This is a genomic window from Pseudoxanthomonas sp., assembly GCF_002863005.1.
In the GTDB taxonomy this organism is placed as follows: Bacteria; Pseudomonadota; Gammaproteobacteria; order Xanthomonadales; family Xanthomonadaceae; genus Pseudoxanthomonas_A.
On the sequence record NZ_PKDG01000007.1, the window covers coordinates 1 to 24,142 of the forward strand.

Annotated in this window: 18 protein-coding genes; 15 read left to right on the plus strand and 3 right to left on the minus strand. The window is 64.5% G+C overall.

The window, feature by feature from the left end:
- Positions 1-96 precede the first annotated feature (96 nt).
- From kdpA to CYU89_RS01055, 15 genes are all read left to right on the plus strand, one after another.
- Positions 97-1,893 (plus strand): potassium-transporting ATPase subunit KdpA, encoded by a 1,797-nt coding sequence (kdpA, locus tag CYU89_RS00985; RefSeq protein ID WP_296278355.1) that lies wholly within the window; start codon positions 97-99, stop codon positions 1,891-1,893.
- Between the two features lie 10 nt (positions 1,894-1,903).
- On the plus strand, positions 1,904-3,970 hold the full coding sequence (gene kdpB / locus CYU89_RS00990) for a potassium-transporting ATPase subunit KdpB (RefSeq protein WP_296278356.1): 2,067 nt from the start codon (positions 1,904-1,906) through the stop codon (positions 3,968-3,970).
- A gap of 10 nt (positions 3,971-3,980) precedes the next feature.
- Positions 3,981-4,568 carry a potassium-transporting ATPase subunit KdpC gene (kdpC, locus tag CYU89_RS00995; protein ID WP_296278357.1) on the plus strand — a complete coding sequence of 196 codons (588 nt, stop codon included), beginning with the start codon at positions 3,981-3,983 and terminating at the stop codon, positions 4,566-4,568.
- The gene (gene kdpD, locus CYU89_RS01000) at positions 4,561-7,296 is read left to right on the plus strand and encodes a two-component system sensor histidine kinase KdpD (protein WP_296278358.1); all 2,736 of its coding nucleotides are present in this window, start codon (positions 4,561-4,563) and stop codon (positions 7,294-7,296) included. The genes kdpC and kdpD overlap by 8 nt, the downstream gene beginning before the upstream one ends.
- Positions 7,297-7,328: 32 nt before the next feature.
- The gene (gene kdpE, locus CYU89_RS01005) at positions 7,329-7,961 is read left to right on the plus strand and encodes a two-component system response regulator KdpE (RefSeq protein WP_296278359.1); all 633 of its coding nucleotides are present in this window, start codon (positions 7,329-7,331) and stop codon (positions 7,959-7,961) included.
- 97 nt (positions 7,962-8,058) lie between these two features.
- A complete protein-coding gene (locus tag CYU89_RS01010) occupies positions 8,059-8,376 on the plus strand; it encodes an urease subunit beta (protein ID WP_296278360.1) in 318 nt (105 codons plus the stop codon).
- Positions 8,373-10,079 carry an urease subunit alpha gene (gene ureC, locus CYU89_RS01015; RefSeq protein WP_296278361.1) on the plus strand — a complete coding sequence of 569 codons (1,707 nt, stop codon included), beginning with the start codon at positions 8,373-8,375 and terminating at the stop codon, positions 10,077-10,079. Before CYU89_RS01010 ends, ureC begins: the two co-directional genes overlap by 4 nt.
- Before the next feature lie 243 nt (positions 10,080-10,322).
- Positions 10,323-11,264 carry a hypothetical protein gene (locus tag CYU89_RS01020; RefSeq protein WP_296278362.1) on the plus strand — a complete coding sequence of 314 codons (942 nt, stop codon included), beginning with the start codon at positions 10,323-10,325 and terminating at the stop codon, positions 11,262-11,264.
- A 306-nt stretch (positions 11,265-11,570) separates the two neighbouring features.
- Positions 11,571-13,565, plus strand: a complete 1,995-nt coding sequence (locus CYU89_RS01025; protein WP_296278363.1) for an AsmA family protein — start codon at positions 11,571-11,573, stop codon at positions 13,563-13,565.
- A gap of 115 nt (positions 13,566-13,680) precedes the next feature.
- Positions 13,681-13,887: a dodecin gene (locus tag CYU89_RS01030; RefSeq protein WP_296278364.1), complete on the plus strand. Its 207-nt coding sequence runs from the start codon at positions 13,681-13,683 to the stop codon at positions 13,885-13,887.
- A gap of 666 nt (positions 13,888-14,553) precedes the next feature.
- Positions 14,554-15,039 carry a VOC family protein gene (locus CYU89_RS01035; RefSeq protein WP_296278365.1) on the plus strand — a complete coding sequence of 162 codons (486 nt, stop codon included), beginning with the start codon at positions 14,554-14,556 and terminating at the stop codon, positions 15,037-15,039.
- Positions 15,040-15,142: 103 nt separating this feature from the next.
- Positions 15,143-15,484, plus strand: coding sequence for a transcription initiation protein (locus CYU89_RS01040; protein WP_296278366.1), 342 nt, complete (start codon positions 15,143-15,145; stop codon positions 15,482-15,484).
- Positions 15,485-16,045: 561 nt separating this feature from the next.
- The gene (locus CYU89_RS01045) at positions 16,046-16,450 is read left to right on the plus strand and encodes an SgcJ/EcaC family oxidoreductase (protein ID WP_296278367.1); all 405 of its coding nucleotides are present in this window, start codon (positions 16,046-16,048) and stop codon (positions 16,448-16,450) included.
- A gap of 99 nt (positions 16,451-16,549) precedes the next feature.
- On the plus strand, positions 16,550-16,978 hold the full coding sequence (locus tag CYU89_RS01050; protein ID WP_296278368.1) for a CoA-binding protein: 429 nt from the start codon (positions 16,550-16,552) through the stop codon (positions 16,976-16,978).
- 188 nt (positions 16,979-17,166) lie between these two features.
- A complete protein-coding gene (locus CYU89_RS01055; RefSeq protein WP_296278369.1) occupies positions 17,167-17,574 on the plus strand; it encodes a DUF6160 family protein in 408 nt (135 codons plus the stop codon).
- A gap of 151 nt (positions 17,575-17,725) precedes the next feature.
- Here the strand turns inward: CYU89_RS01055 and CYU89_RS01060 are convergent, their stop codons facing one another.
- From CYU89_RS01060 to CYU89_RS01070, 3 genes are all read right to left on the minus strand, one after another.
- Positions 17,726-18,427, minus strand: a complete 702-nt coding sequence (locus CYU89_RS01060) for a murein L,D-transpeptidase catalytic domain family protein (RefSeq protein ID WP_296278370.1) — start codon at positions 18,425-18,427, stop codon at positions 17,726-17,728.
- A 248-nt stretch (positions 18,428-18,675) separates the two neighbouring features.
- Positions 18,676-22,416 (minus strand): translocation/assembly module TamB domain-containing protein, encoded by a 3,741-nt coding sequence (locus tag CYU89_RS01065; RefSeq protein ID WP_296278371.1) that lies wholly within the window; start codon positions 22,414-22,416, stop codon positions 18,676-18,678.
- Between the two features lie 8 nt (positions 22,417-22,424).
- Positions 22,425-24,142: autotransporter assembly complex family protein (locus tag CYU89_RS01070; RefSeq protein WP_296278372.1), on the minus strand; the 1,718-nt coding region annotated here is incomplete at its 5' end.

The window sequence follows — 24,142 nt, forward strand, 5'->3', positions numbered from 1 at the left end:
GGCGCCATGAGTGCGGTCTATCTGATTGGCGGCGCGCTGGCGGTGGTGCTGCTGGGCTATCTCGTCTACGCCCTGGTCCGGGCGGAGGATTTCTGAATGACCACGCAATCCTGGCTGTTGCTGCTCGCTTTTCTCGTTGTGCTGTTCGCGACGGTGAAGCCGCTGGGCCTGTACATGGCGAAACTGATGGACGCGCCACGCTGGCGGCCGCTGGCTCGGCTCGAAGCCGGCGCGTTCCGGTTGTGCGGCATTCGTGGCGAGGAGATGGGCTGGCGCCAGTACGCGCTGGCGGTGTTGCTGTTCAGCCTGGTCGGGGCGGTCGCGGTCTATGCCTTGCAGCGCCTGCAGCTATGGCTGCCGCTGAACCCGCAGGGCATGGCGAACCTGACCGCCGATTCGAGCTTCAACACGGCGGTCAGCTTCGTCACCAACACCAACTGGCAGGGCTACGGCGGCGAGGCGACCATGAGCTACCTCACGCAGATGCTGGGGCTGGCGGTGCAGAACTTCCTGTCCGCCGCCACCGGCATCGCGGTTGCCTTTGCGCTGATCCGGGGCTTTGCGCGCCATTCGGCCACGACCATCGGCAACTTCTGGGCGGATCTCTATCGCATCACGGCTTATCTGTTGCTGCCGCTGTCGCTGGTGTTTGCGCTGGTACTGGTAAGTCAGGGGGTGATCCAGAACTTCGCGGCCTATCAGGACGTGACCACGCTCGAACCGACTGCCTTCGAGACGCCCAAAGTCGACGCCGCCGGCCAACCGCTGCTGGATGCGGCCGGCAAGCCGCTTACCGAAGCCGCGACGACGCAAACTCAGACCCTGCCGATGGGGCCGATCGCCTCGCAGGAAGCCATCAAGATGCTCGGCACCAACGGCGGCGGTTTTCTGAACGCCAACTCGGCGCACCCGTTCGAGAATCCGACGTGGCTTACGAATTTCCTGCAGATGCTGGCAATCTTCTTGATCCCGGCCGGCCTGGTCTATGCGTTTGGCCAGGCGGCGGGCGACACCCGCCAGGGCTGGGCGGTGCTGGCGGCGATGACGCTGCTGTTCGTCGGTGCGGCCATCGCGGCCATGAGCTTCGAGCAGCAGGGCAACCCGCTGCTCACCGCGCTGGGCACTGATCAGACCGCGAGCGCGCTGCAGGCGGGCGGCAACATGGAGGGCAAGGAAACCCGCTTCGGCATCGCCGCCAGCGGACTGTTCGCCTCCATCACCACGGCCGCCTCCTGCGGCGCGGTCAACGCCATGCACGACTCCTTCACGCCGCTGGGCGGGCTGGTGCCGATGGTGCTGATGCAGCTTGGCGAGGTGGTGTTCGGCGGCACCGGCTCGGGACTCTACGGCATGCTGATGTACGCCATTCTGGCAGTGTTCGTGGCTGGGCTGATGATTGGCCGCACGCCCGAATACCTCGGCAAGAAGATCGAGGCCTTCGACATGAAGATGGTGGCGATCGCCATCCTGGTGACGCCCGCGCTGGTGCTGGTGGGCACGGCGATCGCGGTAATGGTGAGCGGCGGCAAGGCGACCATCTTCAATCCGGGTGCGCATGGCTTCTCGGAAGTGCTGTATGCCTTCTCGTCCGCTGCCAACAACAACGGCAGCGCCTTTGCGGGCCTCGGCGCCAACACACCCTTCTACAACGGCTGGCTCGGCGTCGCGATGTGGTTCGGGCGTTTCGCCGTGATCGTGCCGGTGCTGGCGATTGCCGGCTCGCTGGCCGCCAAGAAGCGGCTGGCGCAGGGGCCGGGCACGCTGCCGACCCACGGGCTGCTGTTCGTGGGGTTGCTGGTCGGTACCGTGCTGCTGCTGGGCGCGCTGACCTACGTGCCGGCGCTGGCGCTGGGGCCGGCGGTTGAGCATTTGATGCTGTGGGCTGGCAACTGAGGCGAACCCCATGACGACCAAAAGCCTTTCCCTGTTCGATCCCGTCCTGTTACGGCCGGCGCTGGTGGATGCGCTGCGCAAGCTCGATCCGCGCGTGCAGTGGCGCAATCCGGTGATGTTCGTGGTCTACGTCGGCAGCCTGTTCACCACCGCCCTGTGGTTGCAGGCGCTGATTGGCACGGGCGAGGCGCCGGCCTGGTTCATCGGCGCCACCACGCTGTGGCTGTGGTTCACGGTGCTGTTCGCCAACTTTGCCGAGGCGCTGGCCGAGGGGCGCAGCAAGGCGCAGGCGGCGGCGCTGCGCGGCGCCAAGCAGGGCGTGATCGCCAGGAAACTGCGCGAGCCCCGCTTCGGCGCCGACTGGGAATCGGTGCCCGGCACAACGCTGCGCCGTGGCGATGTGGTGCTGGTCGAGGCCGGCGACATGATTCCGGTCGATGGCGAGGTGATCGAGGGTGTGGCCTCGGTCAACGAGAGCGCCATCACCGGCGAGTCGGCGCCGGTGATCCGCGAGTCGGGCGGCGATTTCTCGGCCGTCACCGGCGGCACCACGGTGCTGTCGGACTGGATCGTGGTACGCGTCACCGCCAACCCCGGCGAGACTTTCGTCGACCGCATGATCGCGCTGGTGGAAGGTGCCAAACGGCAGAAGACGCCCAACGAGATTGCGCTCACCATTCTGCTGCTGGCGCTGACGCTGATCTTTCTGCTGGCGACGGTCACGCTGCTGCCCTACTCGCTGTTCGCAGTGGCCACTGCCGGGGCTGGCAGTCCAGTCACCGTGACCGCGCTGGTGGCGCTGCTGGTGTGCCTGATTCCGACCACCATCGGCGCGCTGCTCTCCGCCATCGGCATCGCCGGCATGAGCCGCATGCTGGGCGCCAATGTCATCGCCACCTCCGGCCGCGCGGTGGAGGCGGCCGGCGATGTGGACGTGCTGCTGCTGGACAAGACCGGCACCATCACGCTGGGCAACCGCCAGGCGGCGACCTTCCTGCCGGTGGCGGGGGTGACCGAGCAGGAACTGGCCGATGCTGCCCAGCTCGCCTCGCTGGCCGACGAGACGCCCGAAGGCCGCAGTGTCGTGGTGCTGGCCAAGCAGCGTTTCAACCTGCGCGAGCGCAATATCCAGGACCTTGGGGCGACTTTCGTACCCTTCTCCGCGCAGACGCGGATGAGCGGCGTCAACTTGGGCGACCGGCAGATCCGCAAAGGTGCCATGGAGGCGATCCGCAAGCACATCAAGGCCCATGGCGGCCACTTTCCGGGGGATGCGATTCAGGCGGCAGAAGAAGTGTCGCGCCGCGGCAGCACGCCGCTGGTGGTAGCGGACGGCAGCCGCGTGCTGGGCGTGATCGAGCTCAAGGACATCGTCAAGGGCGGCATCAGGGAGCGTTTCGTCGAGCTGCGGCGCATGGGCATCAAGACGGTGATGATCACCGGCGACAACCGCCTGACCGCCGCCGCCATCGCCGCCGAGGCGGGGGTGGATGACTTCCTCGCCGAGGCAACGCCGGAGGCCAAGCTGGCGCTGATCCGCCAGTACCAGGCCGAGGGCCGGCTGGTGGCGATGACCGGCGACGGCACCAACGATGCACCGGCGCTCGCCCAGGCGGATGTCGCGGTGGCCATGCACAGCGGCACCCAGGCGGCGAAAGAGGCCGGCAACATGGTCGATCTGGACTCCAACCCCACCAAGTTGCTCGAGGTGGTTGCGGTCGGCAAGCAGATGCTGATGACCCGCGGTGCGCTGACCACGTTCAGCATCGCCAACGACCTGGCCAAGTATTTCGCCATCATCCCGGCGATGTTCGTGGCGGTTTACCCGCAACTCGACGCACTCAATGTCATGGGACTGGCCAGCCCGCGATCGGCGATTCTGTCGGCGGTGATTTTCAACGCGCTGATCATCGTGGCACTGATCCCGCTGGCGCTGAAGGGCATTACCTACCGGCCGCAGGGCGCGGAGGTGGTGCTGCGGCGCAACCTGACGGTCTACGGCCTGGGCGGCGTACTGGTGCCGTTCCTCGGCATCAAAATGATTGATCTGGCGCTGACGGCGCTGGGTCTGGTGTAAGGAGCAAGTCATGACATCCCTGTTACGTCCCGCACTCTCGCTGTTCGTGCTGCTCAGCGTGCTGACCGGGCTCGCCTATCCGCTCGCGGTGACCGGCGTCAGCCAGTTGTTGTTTGCGCACACGGCCAATGGGTCGATCCTGGCGGTGAACGGCAAGCCGGTCGGCTCGGCGCTGATCGGCCAGAACTTCACCGACCCGCGCCATTTCTGGGGCCGCCCCTCGGCCACCGGCCCGCAGCCCTACAACGGCGCCGCATCCAGCGGCTCGAACCAGGGGCCGCTCAACCCGGCGCTGATCGATGCAGTCAAGGCGCGCATGGCGGCGCTGCGGGCCGCCGATCCGGGCAACGACCAGCCGGTACCGATCGATCTGGTCACCGCGTCGGGCAGCGGTCTCGACCCCGACATTTCGCTCGCGGCTGCGCGCTACCAGGCGGTGCGGGTGGCGAAGGCGAGAAGCCTGCCGGCCGAGACCGTCCAGGCGCTGATCGAGCTCCATGCCGAGCGCCCGTGGCTCGGCATCTTCGGCGAACCGCGGGTGAACGTGCTGCGCCTGAACCTGGCGCTCGACGGCCACGAGGTGCAGCCGCTTGACTGAGGTCCCCGGCCGCCCCGACCCGGACGCCCTGCTGCGGCAGGTGACGGCGGACGAGGTGGCGGCGCGGCGCGGCAAGCTGAAGATTTTCTTCGGCGCGGCGCCCGGTGTGGGCAAGACCTACGCCATGCTGGCAGCGGCCCGGCAGGCGCGCACGCAGGGCGTCGACGTGGTGGTGGGCCTGGTCGAGACCCACGGCCGGCGCGAGACCGAATCTTTGCTCGAAGGCCTCGAGATCCTGCCGCGCAAGCCAGTCGAGCACCGTGGCCGCACGCTGACCGAGTTCGATCTCGATGCCGCCCTCGCCCGCCGCCCCGCGCTGCTGCTGGTGGACGAACTGGCCCACACCAATGCGCCGGGCAGCCGTCATCCCAAGCGCTGGCAGGACGTGGAGGAACTCCTCGCCGCCGGCATCGACGTGTGGACCACGCTCAACGTGCAGCATCTGGAGAGCCTGAACGACGTCGTCGGCGGCATCACCGGCGTGCGGGTGTGGGAAACCGTTGCCGATCGCGTGTTCGACGCCGCCGACGAGGTGGCGCTGGTGGACTTGCCGCCGGACGACCTGCTGAGGCGGCTCAAGGAGGGCAAGGTCTACCTGCCCGAGCAGGCGGCGCGGGCCGCCGAGCATTTCTTTCGCCGCGGCAACCTGATCGCGCTGCGCGATCTGGCGCTGCGACGCACCGCCGAGCGGGTGGACGCGCAGATGCAGGGCGCGCGCCTGGCCACGCTCGGCGGCCAGGTGTGGGCCACCAGCGAATCGCTGCTGGTGTGCCTGGGGCCGGGCGACATCGACGGCAAGCTGGTGCGCACGGCGGCGCGCCTGGCGAGCCGGCTGAACGCCCATTGGCACGCGATCTACATCGAAACGCCGCGCCTGCAGCGGCTGCCGGAGGCGCAGCGCGGCGCCATCCTCGCCACCCTCAAGCTGGCGCAGGAGATGGGGGCGGAAACGGCGGTGCTGGCGGCACCGGATCTGGTGGATGCGGCGCTCGACTACGCTCGCGAGCGCAACCTGAGCAAGATCGTGATCGGTCGGCGGGCGCGACCGCAGCGGCGTTGGTGGGGGCAATTCATGCGTCGCCTGGGCGAGCGGGCGCCGGACATCGACCTGATCGCGGTGGCACGTCGCGGTGACGATGGGCGCCCACCGAAACGCCGTGTCGCGGTTGACGACGCGCCCGCGCCCCGGATCGCCAAAGCGATCTGGCCGCGTTACGTCGCGGCGGCGCTGCTGTGCCTGGGCATTACGGCGCTGGCCACGCCCCTGCGGGATTACCTTGAGCTGACCAACATCGTCATGCTGTTCCTGCTCGGCGTGGTGCTGGTGGCGTTTCGCTGGGGGCGCGGGCCGGCGGTGTTGCTGGCCGTGCTGTCCGTGGCGCTGTTCGATTTCTTCTTCGTGCCGCCGCGTTTGACCTTTGCCGTCAGCGATGCCCAGTACCTGCTCACCTTCGCCGTGATGCTGATCGTGGGTCTGACCATCGGCCATCTGACCGCGCTGCTGCGCTACCAGGCACGCATCGCCGGCCACCGCGAGGAGCGCATTCGCAACCTCTACCAGATGGCCAAGGCGCTGGCCTCAGCATTGAGTGAATCGCAGGTGGCGGAGATCAGCGACCGCTTCGTGGAGGCGAGCTTTCACGCCCAGGCGACCGTGCTGCTGCCCGATGCCGCCGGCAAGCTCCTGCCCCCGGATGGGCAGGCGCTGGCCGTCGACGTGGCCATCGCGCAGTGGTGCTTCGATCACGGCGAGCCGGCCGGCATCGGCACCGATACCCTGCCAGCCGCCAGCGCCGCCTACCTGCCACTCAAGGCGCCGGTCGGGGTGCGCGGCGTGCTGGTGGTGGAGCCGAGCCACCCACGCCTGTTGCACATCCCCGAACAGCGCCGTCTGCTAGAGACCTACGCGGCGCTGATCGCGATGGCGCTGGAGCGGCTGCACTTCGTTACCGAAGCGCACGGCAGCCAGCTGGGCGCCGAATCCGAACGCCTGCGCAGTTCCCTGCTGGCCGCGCTGTCACACGATCTGCGCACGCCGCTGACCGCACTGGTGGGGCTGGCCGACACCCTGACGCTGCAACTGCTGGCGGTGCAGGCGCCGGAAAGCGAAACCGCCGCCGCCATCCGCGACCAGGCGCTGCGCACCAGCCGGCTGGTCGACAACCTGCTGGAAATGGCGCGCCTGCAATCGGGCACGGTGCAGCCGCGCAAGGACTGGCTGGCGCTGGAGGAGCTCATCGGCGGGGCGATCAAGGCGCTGGAGCCCTCGCTCGCCGGCCATCCATTGCAAACCGACCTGCCGGCCGATCTGCCGCTGGTGCAGGGCGACGCCGTGATGCTGGAGCGGGTGCTGGTGAACCTGCTCGACAACGCCATCAAGTACACGCCACCCGGCACGCCGCTGGGCATCACTGTCCGCACGCAGGGCGACGCGCTGGAAGTGGCGGTGTGGGATGAAGGCCCCGGCCTGCCCGTCGGCCAGGAGCGGATCCTGTTCGAGCGCTTTGCCCGCGGGCAACGCGAATCGGCGATCGCCGGCGTGGGCCTGGGCCTGGCCATCTGCCAGGCCATAATCGACGCTCACGACGGGCGCATCCGGGCCGAGAATCGCCCCGCAGGCGGCGCGCGCTTCGTGTTCACCTTGCCGCTGACGGCGCCACCGGCCGCGCCTGACGAAATCGGCGCATCAGCACACACGGAGGAAGGGCCATCGACGGCAAGGTCCTGATCGTCGAGGACGACCCCACCATCCGCCTGTTCGTGCGCCGCGCGCTGGAGGGTGAAGGCCTGCGCGTATTCGAGGCGCAGACGCTGGCGCGTGGCCTGATCGAGGCCGGTACGCGCAGGCCGGATCTGGTAATTCTCGATCTGGGCCTGCCCGATGGCGACGGAGTCGATTTCATCACCGCGCTGCGCGCCTGGAGTCCGATGCCGGTGATCGTGCTGTCGGCGCGGGTCGAGGAGACCGACAAGGTGGCGGCGCTCGATGCCGGCGCGGACGACTACCTGACCAAACCCTTCGGTGTCGCGGAGCTGCTGGCGCGGGTGCGGGTGGCGCTGCGCCGCAGCCGGGCAGGCGAAGGCGGCGAACCGGTGCTGTTGCTGGGGGATGTGACCGTCGATCTGGCGCACCGCCGCATCACTCGCGACGGGCAGGACATCCACCTGACGCAGACCGAGTTCCGTCTGCTGTCGGCGCTGCTGCGCCATCCCGGCAAGGTGCTCACCCAGCGCCACCTGCTGCGCGAGGTGTGGGGGCCGGCGGCGGTGGAGCACGGCCACTACCTGCGCATCTATATGGCGCGCCTGCGCCACAAGCTGGAGGTGGATCCCGCGCGGCCGGTGTTCCTGCTGACCGAAACCGGTGTAGGTTACCGCTATGCGCCGGCATGAATCTTCGCCGGAAGGTTTTTCTGGCGCGTCGATTGCATTCCGTGCAGGCATGGCGCAACCCCGGCGCCGAACAATACCGTCCAGAGGAGCGATACGCATGATCCCCGGAGAACTCGACACCGCCCCCGGCGAGCTGGAACTGAATGCCGGCCGGCCCACCATCACGCTGGAAGTCGCCAACACCGGCGACCGGCCGATCCAAGTCGGCTCGCATTACCACTTCGCCGAGACCAACCCGGCGCTGCGTTTCGACCGTGCCTTCGCGCGTGGCATGCGGCTCGACATCCCCGCCGGCACCGCGGTGCGCTTCGAGCCGGGCCAGAGCCGTGAGGTGACGCTGGTGGCCTACGCCGGCGCGCGCGCGGTGTACGGCTTTCGTGGCGAAGTGATGGGCCAACTGGAGGCACAGCCATGAGCCGCATCGACCGCCGCGCCTATGCTGAGATGTTCGGCCCCACCACCGGTGACCGCGTGCGTTTGGGCGACACCGAGCTGTGGATCGAGGTCGAGCGCGACTTCACCGTCTACGGCGAGGAGGTGAAGTTCGGCGGCGGCAAGGTGATCCGCGACGGCCAGGGCCAAGCCCAAGCCACACGCGCCAGCGGCGCCCTGGACACCGTCATCACCAACGCGCTGATCCTGGACCACTGGGGCATCGTCAAGGCCGACATCGGCATCCGCGACGGGCGCATCGCCGGCATCGGCAAGGCCGGCAACCCGGACGTGCAGCCCGGCGTGACGCTGGTCATCGGCCCCGGCACGGAAGTCATCGCGGGCGAGGGGCTGATCGCCACCGCCGGCGGCATCGACGCGCACATCCATTTCATCTGCCCGCAACAGGTGCAGGACGCGCTGATGTCCGGCATCACCACCATGCTCGGCGGCGGCACCGGGCCGGCCACCGGCACCAACGCCACCACCTGCACGCCCGGCGCCTGGCATCTGGCGCGCATGCTGGAAGCCGCCGAAGCCCTGCCCATGAACCTCGGCTTTCTGGGCAAGGGCAACGCCAGCCGGCCCGAGGCGCTCGTCGAGCAGATCGAGGCCGGCGCCATGGGCCTGAAGCTGCACGAGGACTGGGGCACCACGCCGGCGGCCATCGACTGCTGCCTCACCGTCGCCGATCAATACGACGTGCAGGTCGCCATCCACACCGACACGCTGAACGAATCCGGCTTCGTGGAGGACACGCTCGCCGCCTTCAAGGGCCGCACCATCCACACCTACCACACCGAGGGCGCCGGAGGCGGCCACGCGCCGGACATCATCAAGGCCTGCGGCGCGGCCAACGTGCTGCCGTCCAGCACCAACCCGACGCGGCCCTACACGGTCAACACCGTGGACGAGCATCTGGACATGCTGATGGTGTGCCACCACCTGGACCCCAGCATCGCCGAGGACGTGGCCTTCGCCGAATCGCGCATCCGCCGCGAGACCATCGCCGCCGAGGACATCCTGCACGATCTCGGCGCCTTCTCGATGATCAGCTCGGACTCGCAGGCCATGGGCAGGGTGGGCGAAGTGGTGACCCGCACCTGGCAGACCGCGCACAAGATGAAGGTGCAGCGCGGCGCGCTGGCGCCGGACTCAGGCCGCGCCGACAACTTCCGCGCCCGCCGCTACGTGGCCAAGTACACCATCAACCCCGCCATCAGCCACGGCATCGCCCACGAGGTCGGCTCGCTGGAGGCCGGCAAGCTGGCCGACATCGTGCTGTGGAAGCCGGCGTTCTTCGGCGCCAAACCGGCGCTAATCCTCAAGGGCGGCGCCATCGCCGCCGCGCCCATGGGCGACCCCAACGCCTCCATCCCCACCCCGCAGCCGGTCCACTACCGGCCCATGTTCGGCGCGCTCGGGCCGGCCATCGCCAGCACCTGCCTCACCTTCGTTTCCCAGGCCGCGCTGAATGCCGGCGTGCCCGAAAAGCTCGGTCTGAAACGCCGCGCCGTGGCGGTAAAGAACACCCGCGCCATCACCAAGCGCGACATGGTGCTCAACGACTACCTGCCGGTGATGGAAGTGGATTCGCAGACCTACGAAGTGCGCGCGGACGGTGTGCTGCTGACCTGCGAACCGGCCAAAGTGCTGCCGCTCGCGCAGCGGTATTTTTTATTTTGAGGTGGTTGGGTCCGCGCGGCCTATACGGGAATGATTCCGGAATTGCGCAGCGGCCGGCTAGTATCGGGGCGCCTGGAAGAGCGGCGATGGACTGTGCAAGTGATCGTTAAACGACGACTTTTTGTTCGAAAGGTTGCCCGATCCGGCATAGACTCACCAAATAATAGTCGTCCTGGATATCTGGAAATCTTCCGTGTTTAAACGCGGAAGATTTCCAGATACTAAATGTTAGGTGCTTAACCAATGCACTATGAGATTACAACTAAAGAAGGGCTATTAAAGCCAAAATCAACTCTAGTTTTATCCAATTTAGGTGACGTCAAGCTATACAATCTGGAGCGCGGCTTGCGTCATCCGCTTGGTATTTACAATTTCACGTTCAATGAAGTTGTTTCCAAGTCCCATACATTGCTCGACGCGCTTGAGGAAGCAAATAACAACCTGCCTCATATTAATCATGATGAAAAAAAATGGAAAGAAAGGATATTGGATGCAACCGATCACTTTTTAGATGCGGTTATGCAGCACCTAGATGCATATAAAAGCATAATTTGTTGTTTTTATAGCGATTGCAATTCGAAGGAAGCGCAAAAAATAAATCGCTCTCTCCAGAAAGAGATACACGCATACAGAGATCATGTCGCTAAAATTGTTAATCTTATCAAGCACAAACAACGAAAATTGAGTTTAATTCTTTTTCATGGGCCAGGAATATTAGACCTTGGCTATTATGTTGAAGGTGTTCTGGAAGATGGGACTGTAGGACCTGATCCGGAAATCCATGCGGGCTCTAATGTGGCTATATCATTCAACAGAGATATGCCTTTTCACTTGTGTAACATTTACTATTGCTCAGCAGTTCTAGCTGCCCACATCTATAAAATATGTGGAGCAATTCCAGTATCCTCAACGGAAGAGCCCATATCTGAAGATACCTTGGCAAAGCTAATAAAGCGTATTGCGGCTTTACCAATGCAGTTCTTTCCCGATGAGATTGAAAAGCCGGTTCCACTCGTGAAAGTCACACCAATACGGAATTCAAACCATTTTAAAGCGACACTCGAAATGCCGTCTAGAAGAATCAAGGCAAGAACTATTCCGCCCCAATGTCGGATTCAAGTTTCATGGGAAGGCGACGGAATGTCCAGATCGTTCAAAATGCCCTATTTCGCACTAGCTCAATAAGTTGGGCTGACGCAGGAAGTCGTACATCTTAAAATACCGGAAACACACAAGCACAAAGGTTGCCGGCTGCAAGCTGCCCGACGAAGCGCTTTCTATGCATGACGCTGGGGCCGGCTTCCTTCGAGAACCGATGATCTACTCTCCGCTGAATCGCTTCTGCACATCGAATCTCCTGGTCAAATGGGGTCGAAATTCAAATCGGCCTGCCATTCAAAACCGGTTGGATGTCGCCCCTTGGCGAACTTTACCTCGCGCCACCGCCCTAAATTACACAGCCGGCACCAGCCGGGTAAGTGGAGCCAGGGAATGGTCCGATCGGTAAAAGTGTTGACGGCGTTCGTGCTGGCCTTGATGACCGTGCTGGGCGCGAGCTTAGTGATAATGGAGTGCCTGGGCTGGAACGCGCTGCGCGGGCCAGTGTCCCGGGTAGTCACGGCAAGCACGGGGCGAGCGTTTTCGATTCAGGGCGACCTCGACGTGGATCTTGGGTTCACGCCGCGCATCAGCGCAGACAAGGTGCAGCTTGCCAATCCGTCCTGGGTGGATCCCGACCAGCCCATGCTGCGCGTGCGGCGCGTGGAAATAGACATACACTTGCCCGACCTGTTGCGCGGCCGAGTGGTGCTGCCGCGGGTGCTGCTGGACCACCCGGAAACCGCCCTGGTGCGGCGGGCGGATGGCGAGGCCAGTTGGGATTTCGGTGGCGAAGACAAATCCGGCGGCACGACCCCGCCACGCATCCGCGAGCTGATCGTCACCGAGGGCCGCTTACGCCTGGATGACGCCGTGCGCAAAATCGAACTGCGCGCCGGAGTCAGTTCCACCAATCGCCTCGATGCCCCGCTCGCTGAACAACTGCGCGTGGAAGCCGATGGCCGCTACAACCGCCAGCCGTTCCATCTAGTCGCCAACGGCGGATCGTTGTTCAACCTTTTGCAGAACGACACCCGCTATCCGGTGGCACTCGACGTGCGCGCTGGCGCCACGCACCTCACCCTGGACGGTACGGTCGGCACGGCAGCCGAAGGCCAGGCGCTCGACGCGCGCCTGAGCATCAGCGGCCCGGACACGGCGGACCTGTATGGGCTGCTCGGCGTGGTGCTGCCCAATTCGCCGCCGTATGCCGTCAAGGTGCACCTGCGCCGCGATGGCGACACTTTCCACGTGGATGAGCTCTCCGGTCGAGTGGGTGACAGCGATCTGGCTGGAAAGATGCGTTTCAACACCGGTGGCGAGCGCCTGCACATGACCGCGGACCTGCGCTCGCGCCGCCTCGACTTCGACGACCTGGGCGCGCTGATCGGCGCACCGCCAGCCACCGATAAGGGCGAGACCGCGTCCGAGACGCAGAAAAACCAAGCCAGCGCGCTGGCCAGGGACCAGCGCCTGCTGCCGGACTCGACCCTCCAGGTCGACCGCCTGCGCGCCATGGATGCGGACGTGCGTTACCGCGCCACCAGCGTGAACGCGAATGCCATGCCGCTCAAGGACGTGGATTTCGACGTTCACCTCAAAAACGGCGTACTGCGCTTGACACCCGCCAGCCTGAGCTTTCCGCAGGGCAGCGCTGAGCTCAGGCTGACGCTGGACGGCACGCAAACCCCGCCCGCCACGGAGCTTGATCTGCGTCTGAAGAAAATCCGCATGGACGACCTGACTCCCCGCTTGGATGGCCAAGCTGCGCTGTCCGGCATGCTCGATGGCCGAGTGCAGATGACCGGGCGTGGCAACTCGGTGCGGGCCTTCGCGGCGCATGCTGACGGCCGCGTCGGCCTTGCCATGGGCGGCGGACGCATGAGCCACCTGGTCGTGGAGCTGGTGGGCTTGGATGTGGCCGAAGCGCTCGGCGTGCTGATCAGCAAGGACGAGCCGGTGGCGATCCGCTGCGCCGCCGGCGCGCTCGACCTGCGCGACGGCCAGCTCCAGACCCGTAGCCTGCTGGTGGACACGAGCGATTCGCTGATCACCGTCTCGGGCAACGTGAACCTCGCCACCGAGCGCATGGACATGAAGGTCAGTACTGCTTCCAAGGGCCCGAGCGTGTTTTCCGTGCAGACGCCGGTGACGCTGCGCGGGCCGCTGCGAGAGCCAAACGTGGGCATCGAGGCCAAGGGTCTGGCGGCGCGCGGTCTGGCAGCAGTTGCGCTGGGGGCAGTGCTGACGCCGCTTGGCGCGATGCTTGCCTTTGTGGACCCAGGCCTGGCCGAGGACAGCGACTGCGCCGCACGTCTGCGGCAAGCCGGCGCCGGTGTCCAACCCGCCTCATCGCCATCTGCGCCCGCAAAGAAGTCAGCCCCGTAGACCCTGTCGGTCGGTCTGCATAATCGCGCCCCTGCCCCGCGCGGAACCGGCGGTGCCCACCTACTCAAATCAACTCCGGGCTGTCAGCCATCCCTTTACCCGTAGGAGAGCCTTCATGAGCACACATACGTACAAAATGGTCGAGATCGTCGGCAGTTCGACCGACAGCATCGACGACGCCATCCACGGCGCCATCGCCCAAGCCTCGGCCACGCTGCGCCATCTCGAATGGTTCGAGGTGGTGCAAACGCGCGGTCATATCGTCGACGGCAAGGTGGCCCACTTTCAGGTGCACCTGAAAATCGGCTTTCGGGTCGAGTAGAAAATGCCACATGGACAGCCCGGGGTGGCGCCAACAAAGCTGTTAATTCGGGCGAGTTTCCGCTCGCTTTCATTACAAATGCGCCGTTCACGGCTGGGGGTTGGTTGAGGGTTTGTTTGGCAGCCAGCAAAAGTCCCTCCAAGGGGAAAGATGTCCTAGAAGACAGAACGTTGGTTCAACAGTTATCTGATATCAGCACCGCCCACAGCTCGGCACGTGCTTGCTTTGCCGCCCCATCACAACGCCCGTCAACCATGGTTCATCAATCTTAATCGCTTGCCAATAAAAGGAATCGCAGAACGCTCTTTGTCCGGTTCCGGATCAAAGCCAACATTTTGTGAGCCACGACAGATGCGTGAAACATTACGCGGATGTTGCCCGGTATGAACAAGACAAGCCGGAGCACCCGAATCCCTTGCCAGCCGGCGGGTAACTGGGCTCATAGAAGAGCAGCAACGGAGTATGCAAATAATTGTTAAACTAAGACCTGTTGGTCGAAAGGTTGCTCGATCCGGAATACACTCATAGCAAGGGTCATACAAGATATGCGGGAATATTCCGTTTTTAAACTCGGAAGAGTTCCGGATAGTCAATGTTCGACATCAAGGAAAAGTACAGTAGAGCCGGTATAGAAAGCAGGATTTTCAATATCAATGGAGAAGTGACATGACAACGCCAGCAAAGAACACGATTTGCATTTGGTATAACGGCGGCGCCGAAGATGCAGCACGCTTCTATGCAGATACATTTCCAGATTCTTTCGTTGGCGCTTTGTACCGCGCGCCGGGTGATTTCCCGTCGGGGAAACAAGGTGACGTTTTGACCGTGGAGTTCACTGTCATGGGTATCCCATGCCTCGGACTCAACGGTGGTACTGCATTCACGCAGAGCGAAGCTTTTTCGTTCCAAGTCGCAACCAATGATCAAACCGAAACGGATCGTTATTGGAACGCAATCGTTGGTAACGATGGTCAGGAAAGCGCTTGTGGTTGGTGTAAGGACAAGTGGGGTGTGTCGTGGCAAATAATTCCGGTGATTCTGACGAGAGCCATTGCGGACCCCGACCCGGCTGCTGCCAAACGCGCTTTCGATGCGATGATGGAAATGTCCAAGATCGATGTCAGTGTAATTGAGGCTGCGCTTCGCAGTTGATTGACGCCGAACAATTCGCCGCACAGCGTCTAGCGCCCTGAGCTCAACCTTAGACCACACACTCCCTTCACGACCGACATCAATCTCCATAGGAAATAGCGCCATGGCAAAGTACCTGATCTCCTTTCCCAGCGCTGCGATGGTCGTGCCCGAAGGCGAGTGGGAGGCGGTGGGTCGCGACTCGCACGCCGTGATCGATGAGGCAAAAGCCGCCGGCGTCTATGTCTTCGGCGGCGGCATCGACGAAAGCGTGCCGCCCGTTCTCGTCGCTGCAGACGGATCAGTTGCCTCAGGCGGCTACCCATGGGCACCCCCGCTTGACGGCGGCTTCACTGTGCTCGAGCTACCCTCACGCGAGGAGGCCGTCGCGTGGGCCGCGCGCATCGCGAAGGCCTGTCGTTGTGACCAAGAGCTACGCGTCTTCGGGTTCGACCCGCAGTCCTGAGAGCAGCATAGAGATGGCGCAGAAAGCTGCGGCTGACGCTTCATGATTCCGCGCGCTGGGCGACTTTGGAGGATTCATTACGCCACCGGTGAAGCAGTACAACTTAACGGGCCTCATAAGGAACTCTATGCCGATGGCAATCAATCGGGTCAAGGGCTCGTCAAAGATGGGAAGCGTCATGGGAAATGGACGTGGCACTACAAGAACGGCCGGCTGAAAGCGGTCGATAGGTACGCCAATAGGAACTCGAGGGGTAATGGGAATGGTGGGGTGAGAACGGGAAGATCCCGCAGGCTGGTTCCTACAATTACGGCCAACAGGTCGGTCTTTGGAAGCGCTACTACGAGAATGGCCAGTAGTGGGACGAAGGCACATATGAAGGCGGCAAGAAAACTGGCGAGTGGAAGATCAACGACAAGTGCGGTGCATTGAAGCAAATCAAAGTTTTCATGTATAAGGTATAAGTCATTTCGGGCGCTTAATCATCGGGGGCGCGGCATAACAACCGGCTGCAATGGGCGGTCCGCTGCGCGGTATGTCAGGCGCCATAGGGAGATTATCATGAGTGACGAGAATGAAATCCGAAATCTCGTGCGGACTTGGATGGCTGCAACAAAAGCCGGTGACTCTGCGACCGTGATTAGCCTAATGACGGACGACGTGGTGTTCCTGGTCCCGGGCCATGAACCTTTTGGCAAGTCTACGTTTGAAAAAGCAACGGAAGCCCAAGCCAAATCGTCAGTTGAGTTCGACGGTCACAGTGAAATCCTAGAGGTTAAAATTCTAGGTGACTGGGCTTACATTCTCGCAAAACTCGAAGTCGTCGCCACTCTACCTAATGAAGAGCAACCCATCGTGCGCGCTGGCCACACTCTCACCATTCTGCGCAAAGATTCCGGGAAGTGGAAAATTGCTCGTGATGCGAATTTGCTTGCACCGATCAATAAGTCTGGCGATGGCGCTTAATAATTCATTTAACAATTCATTCAAGCCGCCGCCGCTTCGCGGTGCGACTTAATTCAGGCGTTTTGTTTTGCCGCAATGCAATGCTGATAAGATGGCCTCATGACCGCCGAAAGCGCCGAGCTGCGCCGCATCCTGACCGAGTGCCACACCATTGCGGTGGTGGGCCTGTCGGCCGATGCGAGCCGGCCGAGCCATGGCGTAGCCCGCTACCTGAAACAACAGGGTTACCGCATCGTGCCGGTCAACCCGCGCTATGAAGCGGTTCTGGGCGAACGGTGCTACGCCCGACTGGCGGACATTCCGCATCCGGTCGACATGGTCGATGTATTCCGGCGCACAGAGGATGTGCTGCCGATCGCGCAGCAGGCCGTCGCCATCGGCGCCAAATGCCTATGGCAGCAACTGGGCATCATGAACCTTGATGCCGATCGGCTGGCGCGAGAAGCCGGGCTCGATTCGATCATGGACCGCTGCGTGGAGATCGAGCACATGCGCCTGCTAGGCAGTCCGCGCCGGCCGGGTACATGATTTCAGCGCCGAGAAAGCAATCAGGATCAGCCCCGTTTCAAGCGCTAACGCGCATGCAAAAAGCGAATCCAGCCCATTGTCGTTCATCCCTGCCAGATTGATCTGGGGTTCACTGCGTCATCAGGGTGACACGAAAGGGGGCTAGCTTGGATTCGCCTCAATTCCCGCGACTGAAAAGGAGTTCTAACGTGAAACCCTATCTGCTCAGCCTTGCCGCCAGCCTGCTGGCCGCCCCGCTGGCCGTTCAGGCCCAAATGGAAATGCTCTCTGATGACGATCTTTCCGCGATTCACGGTGAAGGCATCTACACGCTCAAGGCAGGAACCGTGAGCCTGTACAGCGTCGATACGACCGATATTGGCAGCTACACCGTTGGCGCGGTCCCGTTATCTGCAGTTTACAGCGGGATCTATGGCCGTAAGCCCGCATTGGTGGACACGGTAAAAGCACAATCCTTGAATGCCGCAAATACCGCGTTGACATCGGTGACCCTCGGCCTGCGGGCACAATTCGCCACCATCCCGGTCTTCGGCGGCTATTTGTCGGACACGTTCACGCCGGTTCAGATCACCTTCACGTCTTCCGCGCCAATGTGACCTTAACTTCGCGCAACTAGCTTTTCCCACTGGCGGCGCTCACCCGAGCGCCGCTCTTTCTGTGATTCAGCCCCAATACGCCATCCCACCCACCAAGACGCTCAGCGGCTTGCCACGGCGCGCCAACAGCAATCAGGTCATCCAGGGCCGTTCAGCGTGAAGCCAGTTGGGGTCCACCTTTCCGGCAACTCAGGAAGGCAGACCGCTCCAGCCACTTCCGATCGGGATAATAGGCGAACAGGTACTGATCGTCCTTGAGGACGTCGATCAGCCGGTGGGTCACTTCCGGACGCACGGCGGGGCAGCCAAAGCTGCGCCCCAGGCGACCGGTGCGCTCGATGAAGGATTCGCTGACGTAGTCGGCGCCGTGGATGACGATGGCGCGTTCATAGGCGAGATCATTGATGCCGGGCTCCAGCCCTTGCAGGCGCAGCGAATAGCCGTTGCTTCCGTAGTAGCTATTCAGTGTGCGGAACAATCCCAGGCTCGACTGATGGCTTTCCGGTTCGTTGGAGAAGGCGTGGGCCAGGGCGTCACCGGAGCCGCGGCCATGGGAGACCCACTCCTTGAAGAGCAGCCGTTTGCGGACGAGGTCAAAAACCCACAAACGCGGCTCCGTAGAAGGCAAGGAGTAGTCGATCACGGCCAGCCGACTGGCATCCGGTGCGGCGCAGTTCAAGGCATTGGCGGCGAGGCGCAGCACGGTGGGGTCGGCGTTCGGCGCCAGGCGCGCCAGCGTACGGTCCAGCGATTGGGGGCCGCGGTTCACGGCCTGGGCGGGGTTGACGGTGAGCAACAGGGCGAGGGCAAGTGTCACGCGGGAAAACGACCGCAGCAGTCGGGAACCTTTCATTGCAAACCTATCCTGTGAATGCTGCAGCGCCCGGGTCGAGGGCGCGCTTTCTGCGTTGTTGTGTCATCCCTGCGGGCATTGACAGGGGCGGGGCCACGCGGGCAGCCGCGCCGTATCGTCGGCCATTATCACCATAGCGCATCGAATGGCCAAACATGCCGGGCCAGCGCCGCGGATGCACGCCGGCCATCCCAGGGCAATGCCCGTGCGGGGACATGCCCGTACCGACCCGGCGCTGCGTGCCGGCCTCATCGCTCCAGGGTATAGACGGCATCGGCGCTCGAGTTGACACCGCTTTCGGTGCGCAGGGTCCAGCGGCGGCTGATCTGGTAGCGGGTGCGCAGGGTGCTGAGCGCATTGAATACCCCCACGCCGTAGCTCACGTACAAGCGGGGAGTGAGATAACGCCCGACGCTCAGTTCACTGGCGGCGGCATCGCCCGTGTTCTTGATTTCGACGTCCTGCACGCCGAAGCGATTGCCGATGCGCTGTGCGAGCAATTCCCCACCCGCCAAGCCGACTGCGGCGGCGGCCCGGTTCATGGCGGCGCCATCGTCGCCACTCGCTTGGTTCAGCGGCCGTCCCAGCACCAGATAGGCCAGCGCGTCGGATTGTGGCAACAGGGGCTGGGAAAACACCTTCACGTCCGGTTGCTGCACCAGGCCGCGCACTTCGACCCCGACGGTCTGTTCCTGGAAGCGGCGGCTGGCGCGCAGATCGAGACCCGGACTATCCAGGGGCACGCCGGTGTAGAGGATCCGCCCCCGCTCGATGGTGAGATCCTGCCCATAGGCCCGATAGCGGCCATTGAGCAGCAGCTCGCCGCTGGCCACCGGCAGGGTGCCGGGGCCTTCGCGCAGGCCCAGTTGGCCCGTGATATCCGCCTTCAGGCCAAAGCCCTCGAAACGCACTTTCTCGCCCAGGATCACGCGCAAATCCAGCGCCCAGGGCAAGGCGGCCTGATCAGCCTCCGCAGCGGCCCCCACGATCACCTCATCGCCACTGGGGCGCACGGTGCCCTCCAGATCCTTGGGCTTGAGCAGCGCCTCGGGAACGGTGACCTGGCCGCGGATCGCAAGGCCGGTGGCGGCATAATCCACGCTCATCTCCGGCGAGACCCGCACCCGCGCCTCGGCGGTATCGGCCACCAGCACGTCGCGGCCGGTCAGGCGCGTCTGCAGCCGGGGCTGGCCTTCGTTCAGGGCCATGAGTCCCTGCAGGGACAGGACGCCCTTGCCGGATTCCAGTTGGCCGGCCAGTTGGATCTGGTTATCCGGCGCAGGCGTGGCTGCGAGCCGGATGTCGCGCAATTGCAAGCCGGCGGCCGGCACATTGACGGCGCCCTCGGTCAATTGGGCGTTGCCCGAAAAAACCGGCGCCTGCCAGGGGCCACGCAGGCCCAGGTCCGCCGTCAGCCGACCTTGGGGGCGGTCGATTTGCGGGATCAACAGGGCCAAGGGCGCGAGCTCGTCGGTTTCAAGCTGCAATTGCCCCTCGATGGGCAAGCCGCTCACCTCTCGCCAGCGGCCAGCGTAGCCGGGGATCGTGAGTACGGCGGCGAGACGGCCCCGTTCGCCGGGTGTTCCGGTCAGGTTGGCGACCAGTCCCTTGTCGGTGGCTTGGCCGGACAGACGCAGCTCGGGGATGGTCAGGAAACGTTCGGGCGGCAGGCCGGCGATGGGGCTGCGCCGTTCCAGCAGCACCCGGTCCGCTCGCGCCATCAGGGTCCCGGTGGCCTGCTCCGAGCCGCCCTGGGCGTTGAGCGTCCCTGCCACCGTTCCGGTCAGGGTCCATTCCTCGCCCAGCACGGCGCGCCACGGCGCGAGATCGATGCCTGCAAGATTCAGCTGCCCCCGCCAGCGCGGCGCCATCCATTCGCCATCGGCGCAGAGTGACTGCTTGGCCTGGCGCAGGCACAGCCCCGCGAGCCTTGCTTGTTGTTGACCCAGCTCCAAACGCGCCGGCGCATCCAATTGCCAGGCCGAACCGGACTCCGGGCGAACAGACAGGGCGGTGAGTTGACCCGCCCAGCGGGCATCTCGCCAACCGCCCGCAGCAGCCAGTTGCAGCGCGGCGCCCTCTCCCCTGACGCCCAGCGACAAACGGTGCTCTGCGGGACGGCCGCGCAGCTCAAGCGTGGCCTGATCCACGGTGCGCTCTCCCAGCCCGAGCTGGCGGACCGCGAGATCGGCCTGCAGCGGGGCATCGCGGCCTTGCCATTTTCCCGCCAGACTCAGCTCGCTCACCCGATAGGTTTCCCAGCGCACGTCCCGCGCCGACCCGTCCAGGCTCAGGCGTGGATTGTCCTGGGCACCCTCGGCACGCACCGAGGCCTCGACCCGGCCACTGGCACCCGGCCACAGGTCAGACAGATCGGGCGCCCGCAGATTGGCGTCCAGTCGCACTGCCGGGCCCCACTGGCCTTGTGCCTGCAGTTGGGCCTGACCGGAACGGGCATCGAGTCGCTGCAGCGTCCATTGCGACCCCGCGCCCGCCAGCGCGCCCCGCACCTGCACCGGCCGCCCGCGCAACTGGCCTTGCAGTGCGCGCAAATCAACGGCGGCAGCCAGTTGCTCGGGAGAACGGCTGCCGTGTGTGGACAGATCAAACCCAAGACGGCCAGGCCAGCGCGGATCCAGTGTGCCGGGATCCAGACCCTGCCCCTGCAGCGCCAGATCCCAGGACACCGCAGGCGTCCAGCCGATGTGGCCTTGGCCGCGCAGGTTTCCTTTCAGCAAATTGCTGGCCTCGATGCGTTCCAGCGCCAATCCCTGGCGATTCCCCTGGCCGGCCAGCGCGATGCGGGCGGTCTGGTTCCCGACCCAGGCGCCGGCCAGTTGCGCCTGCATGTTCAGCCCGAAGCGCTCCAGCGTGCCGTCCAGCCGAAGCTCGCCAGCCGGGCTGTCGAAGGCCGTGCCGGGCCAGCGCAGATCCTGCCAGGCCAGCCGCGCGCTGAGGGCCTGATCGGCTTGCGCCTGCAGCGGCCAAACCCCCTCGCCTTGTACCCGTCCCAGCGGTGAATCGAGCATCAGGCGATCCAGGCGCGCCGCCGTGGTATCCACGGCGCCCGCAAGCTGGCCCTCCCAAGGCCCTTCCGGGGTTCCTTCGCCGTGCAGGACTGCTTGCAGACGCGCGTCGCGCAGACCCCCGTCGCCTTGCACCCTCGCCGTCACTCGCAAGGCCTCGGGCAGCTCGGCGCGGAATACATGGGGGCTGAGATTCTGCGTGGTCCATTCGGCCTGCCAGCGCAGCGTGCCCAAGGGTTCGGTGATGCGCGCGGCAAGCTGATAGCCATAGGGCGGCGCCGCGGCATGGGCAATGCCGAGTTCAAGCAGATCGCCGTCCACCGCCAGCTCGCCTGCCCAGGGCGGCAGATCGGGAAGCGCCGCCTGGGCGCTCAGTCGCAGCGCCAGCGGCCAGCGGCCAGCCAGCGCGCCGCTGCCTGTGCCGGTGAGCCGGAATTGGGAATGGATCAGGGTCAAATGTTCCAGCGCCCACCGGCTGCCGGTGAGCCTTAAATCGTCAAGCCGGCCATCGAGACATTGAGGCGCCGCAGCGCCCGATTGATAGCAACCGGATGCAAGCTCAAGCCGATCCAGCCGCAGTGCCAGCGGTAGGCTGAACGGCGCCGGCGGACTGCCATCGCCGGCTGGAGCAGCCGAGGTGGACGGCGCATGGTTGCGGAAATGAACCGCCTCCCCTTTGAGGCTTTCGACATACAACTGACCCCGCAGCAGAGCGGCGGGATGCCAAGTGAGATCAAGTCGCGCAGCCTCCAGCGACCAGGTCGTACCCTGCACCCTCAAGCCCTGGATGCTGAGGGGGCCAGCCAGCGACCCGTCGAGGACGTCATAGTCGAATGCAATGGGCGAGCGGGACTGGAGCACGCGCGCCAGACGGTCAGCCGAGTCCGGACGGGTGAGCAGCAGTGCCATCGCCCCGGCCAGGGTGAGCAGGACCAGTACCACGCCGATCACGAGGATGCGCAAAAGACGCCTCAAAGCTCCGACCCCAGCGTGAGGTGCAGCCGCCATTCCGCGCCCGGCTCGTTCAGGGGTTGGGCGATATCGAGCTTCAGCGGTCCCACCGGGCTGCGCCAGCGCAGTCCCAGCCCGGCCGCCGTCTTGAGATCCAGCTGGGAGTCATCGAAGGCATTGCCCGTGTCCACAAAGGCCGCCAGGCCCCATTGACCCCACAGCATCTGCTCGAATTCCGCACTGGCTGTCACCAGGTAGCGCCCGCCCTGCACCAGTCCTTCGCTGTTGCGCGAGCCCAGCTCCTGGTAGGAGAAGCCGCGCACGCTGTTATCCCCACCGGCAAAGAAGCGCTTGGACAGCGGGACATCGGCCAACTGGTCCACCACCGTGGCGCCGGCCTGCTGCCGCAGGATCCAGCGACTGCGCGTCCCCGCCGCATGCACCCAGCGCGTTTCCATGAGGGCCTGGCCAAACAGCGCCGTATCCGGGGACAGGTTGGCCAGCAGGTCCGTGCTCCAGCGCAAGCCGTGGCGCGGATACAGGGGATCATCCGTGCGGGTGTAGGTCCAGTTGGCGCCGGGCAGGATCGAGAGAATTTCATCTTCGCTGGCCGCATCCGCCAGCTGGAACCGTTCATGCTCCAGGTTCAAGCGCAGGGTCTGGCTCCAGGGCGCGTTCCGGTCAGTCCGCGCCACGCCCGCGCTGAGGATGCGACTGGAGCGGTCCTCGACATTCAACTCCCGCAGGCCGCCGTTGAAGTCCAGGGAATCGGTGACGGGATTGTCGATCGGGATCAGGTAACTGAACTGCGCACTGGAATCGACTTCGGCCAGCTTCAATTGGCTGCGCCAGCGGTGGCCGGATGAGTTGACCAGGCGATTGTCCCAGCCGAGGGTGCCGCGCGGCCCGGTGTCGGTGCCATAGCCGATGCCAAAGGTATATTTGTGACGCTTATTCGGATCCAGCGCCACCTCGATGGGAACGGCGCCATCCACCGCCGCTTCCGGGTGGGGAATCACCTCCACCCGTGAGAAGTATTCGGTGTCATCCAGCGCGTATTGCAGGTCCAGCAGGCGGCGGGTGCTGTAGACATCCCCCGGTGAGAAAGGCACGAAGCGGGCTAGGAATTCGGGTTTCAGAATCTCCTGTCGCAGACTGACCGGGCCGAAGCGGTAGCGGCGCCCCGTGTTCAGCGTGAGCGTGATGCTGGCCGTACCGGCGGCGGGATCGATGGCCAGCTCGGCAGGATCGAAGGCGGCGTCCAGGTAACCGGCCGCAAGCGCTCGACGGCGTAGCAGCGTTTTACCCTCTTCATACCGCCGGTGATCAGCCACTTCGCCGGGCCGCAGGGCAAATGCCTTGGCGGCATCCCGCAGGCCACCCTCGTCGCTACCTTCACCGAGCAGGTGCAAATCAACCGTCGCAACCCGCACAGGAGCGCCCGGATCGATCCGGTAGCGGGCCAGCCAACCGTCCTCACGGGGCGTCAGCGCGCTGTCGATGTGCGGGGTGTAATAGCCGAAGGGCCGCAGCGCCTGCTCGATTTCAGGCTTTGCCTGCAGATGCAGGCGCTGCAGGCGCGATGCCGACATCGTCGCCGGGTCTTCATGCAACACCGTCAGCAGGGCCCGGACATTCTTTTCCAGGTCCCCCGACACCCCATCCACTTCGACGGTCAGGTTGAGCGCCCAGGCGGGCGACACCCAGAGGATCAGGGCGATGGCCGTCGGCACGACTA

Bases quoted from the DNA above. Each gene is read 5' to 3' on its own strand.
- CYU89_RS01025 (WP_296278363.1), top strand. From the start codon at position 11,571: ATGGTCCGATCGGTAAAAGTGTTGACGGCGTTCGTGCTGGCCTTGATG.
- CYU89_RS01050 (WP_296278368.1), top strand. From the start codon at position 16,550: ATGACCGCCGAAAGCGCCGAGCTGCGCCGCATCCTGACCGAGTGCCAC.
- kdpC (WP_296278357.1), top strand. From the start codon at position 3,981: ATGACATCCCTGTTACGTCCCGCACTCTCGCTGTTCGTGCTGCTCAGC.
- CYU89_RS01010 (WP_296278360.1), top strand. From the start codon at position 8,059: ATGATCCCCGGAGAACTCGACACCGCCCCCGGCGAGCTGGAACTGAAT.
- CYU89_RS01030 (WP_296278364.1), top strand. From the start codon at position 13,681: ATGAGCACACATACGTACAAAATGGTCGAGATCGTCGGCAGTTCGACC.
- kdpB (WP_296278356.1), top strand. From the start codon at position 1,904: ATGACGACCAAAAGCCTTTCCCTGTTCGATCCCGTCCTGTTACGGCCG.
- ureC (WP_296278361.1), top strand. From the start codon at position 8,373: ATGAGCCGCATCGACCGCCGCGCCTATGCTGAGATGTTCGGCCCCACC.
- CYU89_RS01040 (WP_296278366.1), top strand. From the start codon at position 15,143: ATGGCAAAGTACCTGATCTCCTTTCCCAGCGCTGCGATGGTCGTGCCC.
- CYU89_RS01035 (WP_296278365.1), top strand. From the start codon at position 14,554: ATGACAACGCCAGCAAAGAACACGATTTGCATTTGGTATAACGGCGGC.
- kdpA (WP_296278355.1), top strand. From the start codon at position 97: ATGACCACGCAATCCTGGCTGTTGCTGCTCGCTTTTCTCGTTGTGCTG.
- CYU89_RS01060 (WP_296278370.1), bottom strand. From the start codon at position 18,427: ATGAAAGGTTCCCGACTGCTGCGGTCGTTTTCCCGCGTGACACTTGCC.
- CYU89_RS01020 (WP_296278362.1), top strand. From the start codon at position 10,323: ATGCACTATGAGATTACAACTAAAGAAGGGCTATTAAAGCCAAAATCA.
- CYU89_RS01045 (WP_296278367.1), top strand. From the start codon at position 16,046: ATGAGTGACGAGAATGAAATCCGAAATCTCGTGCGGACTTGGATGGCT.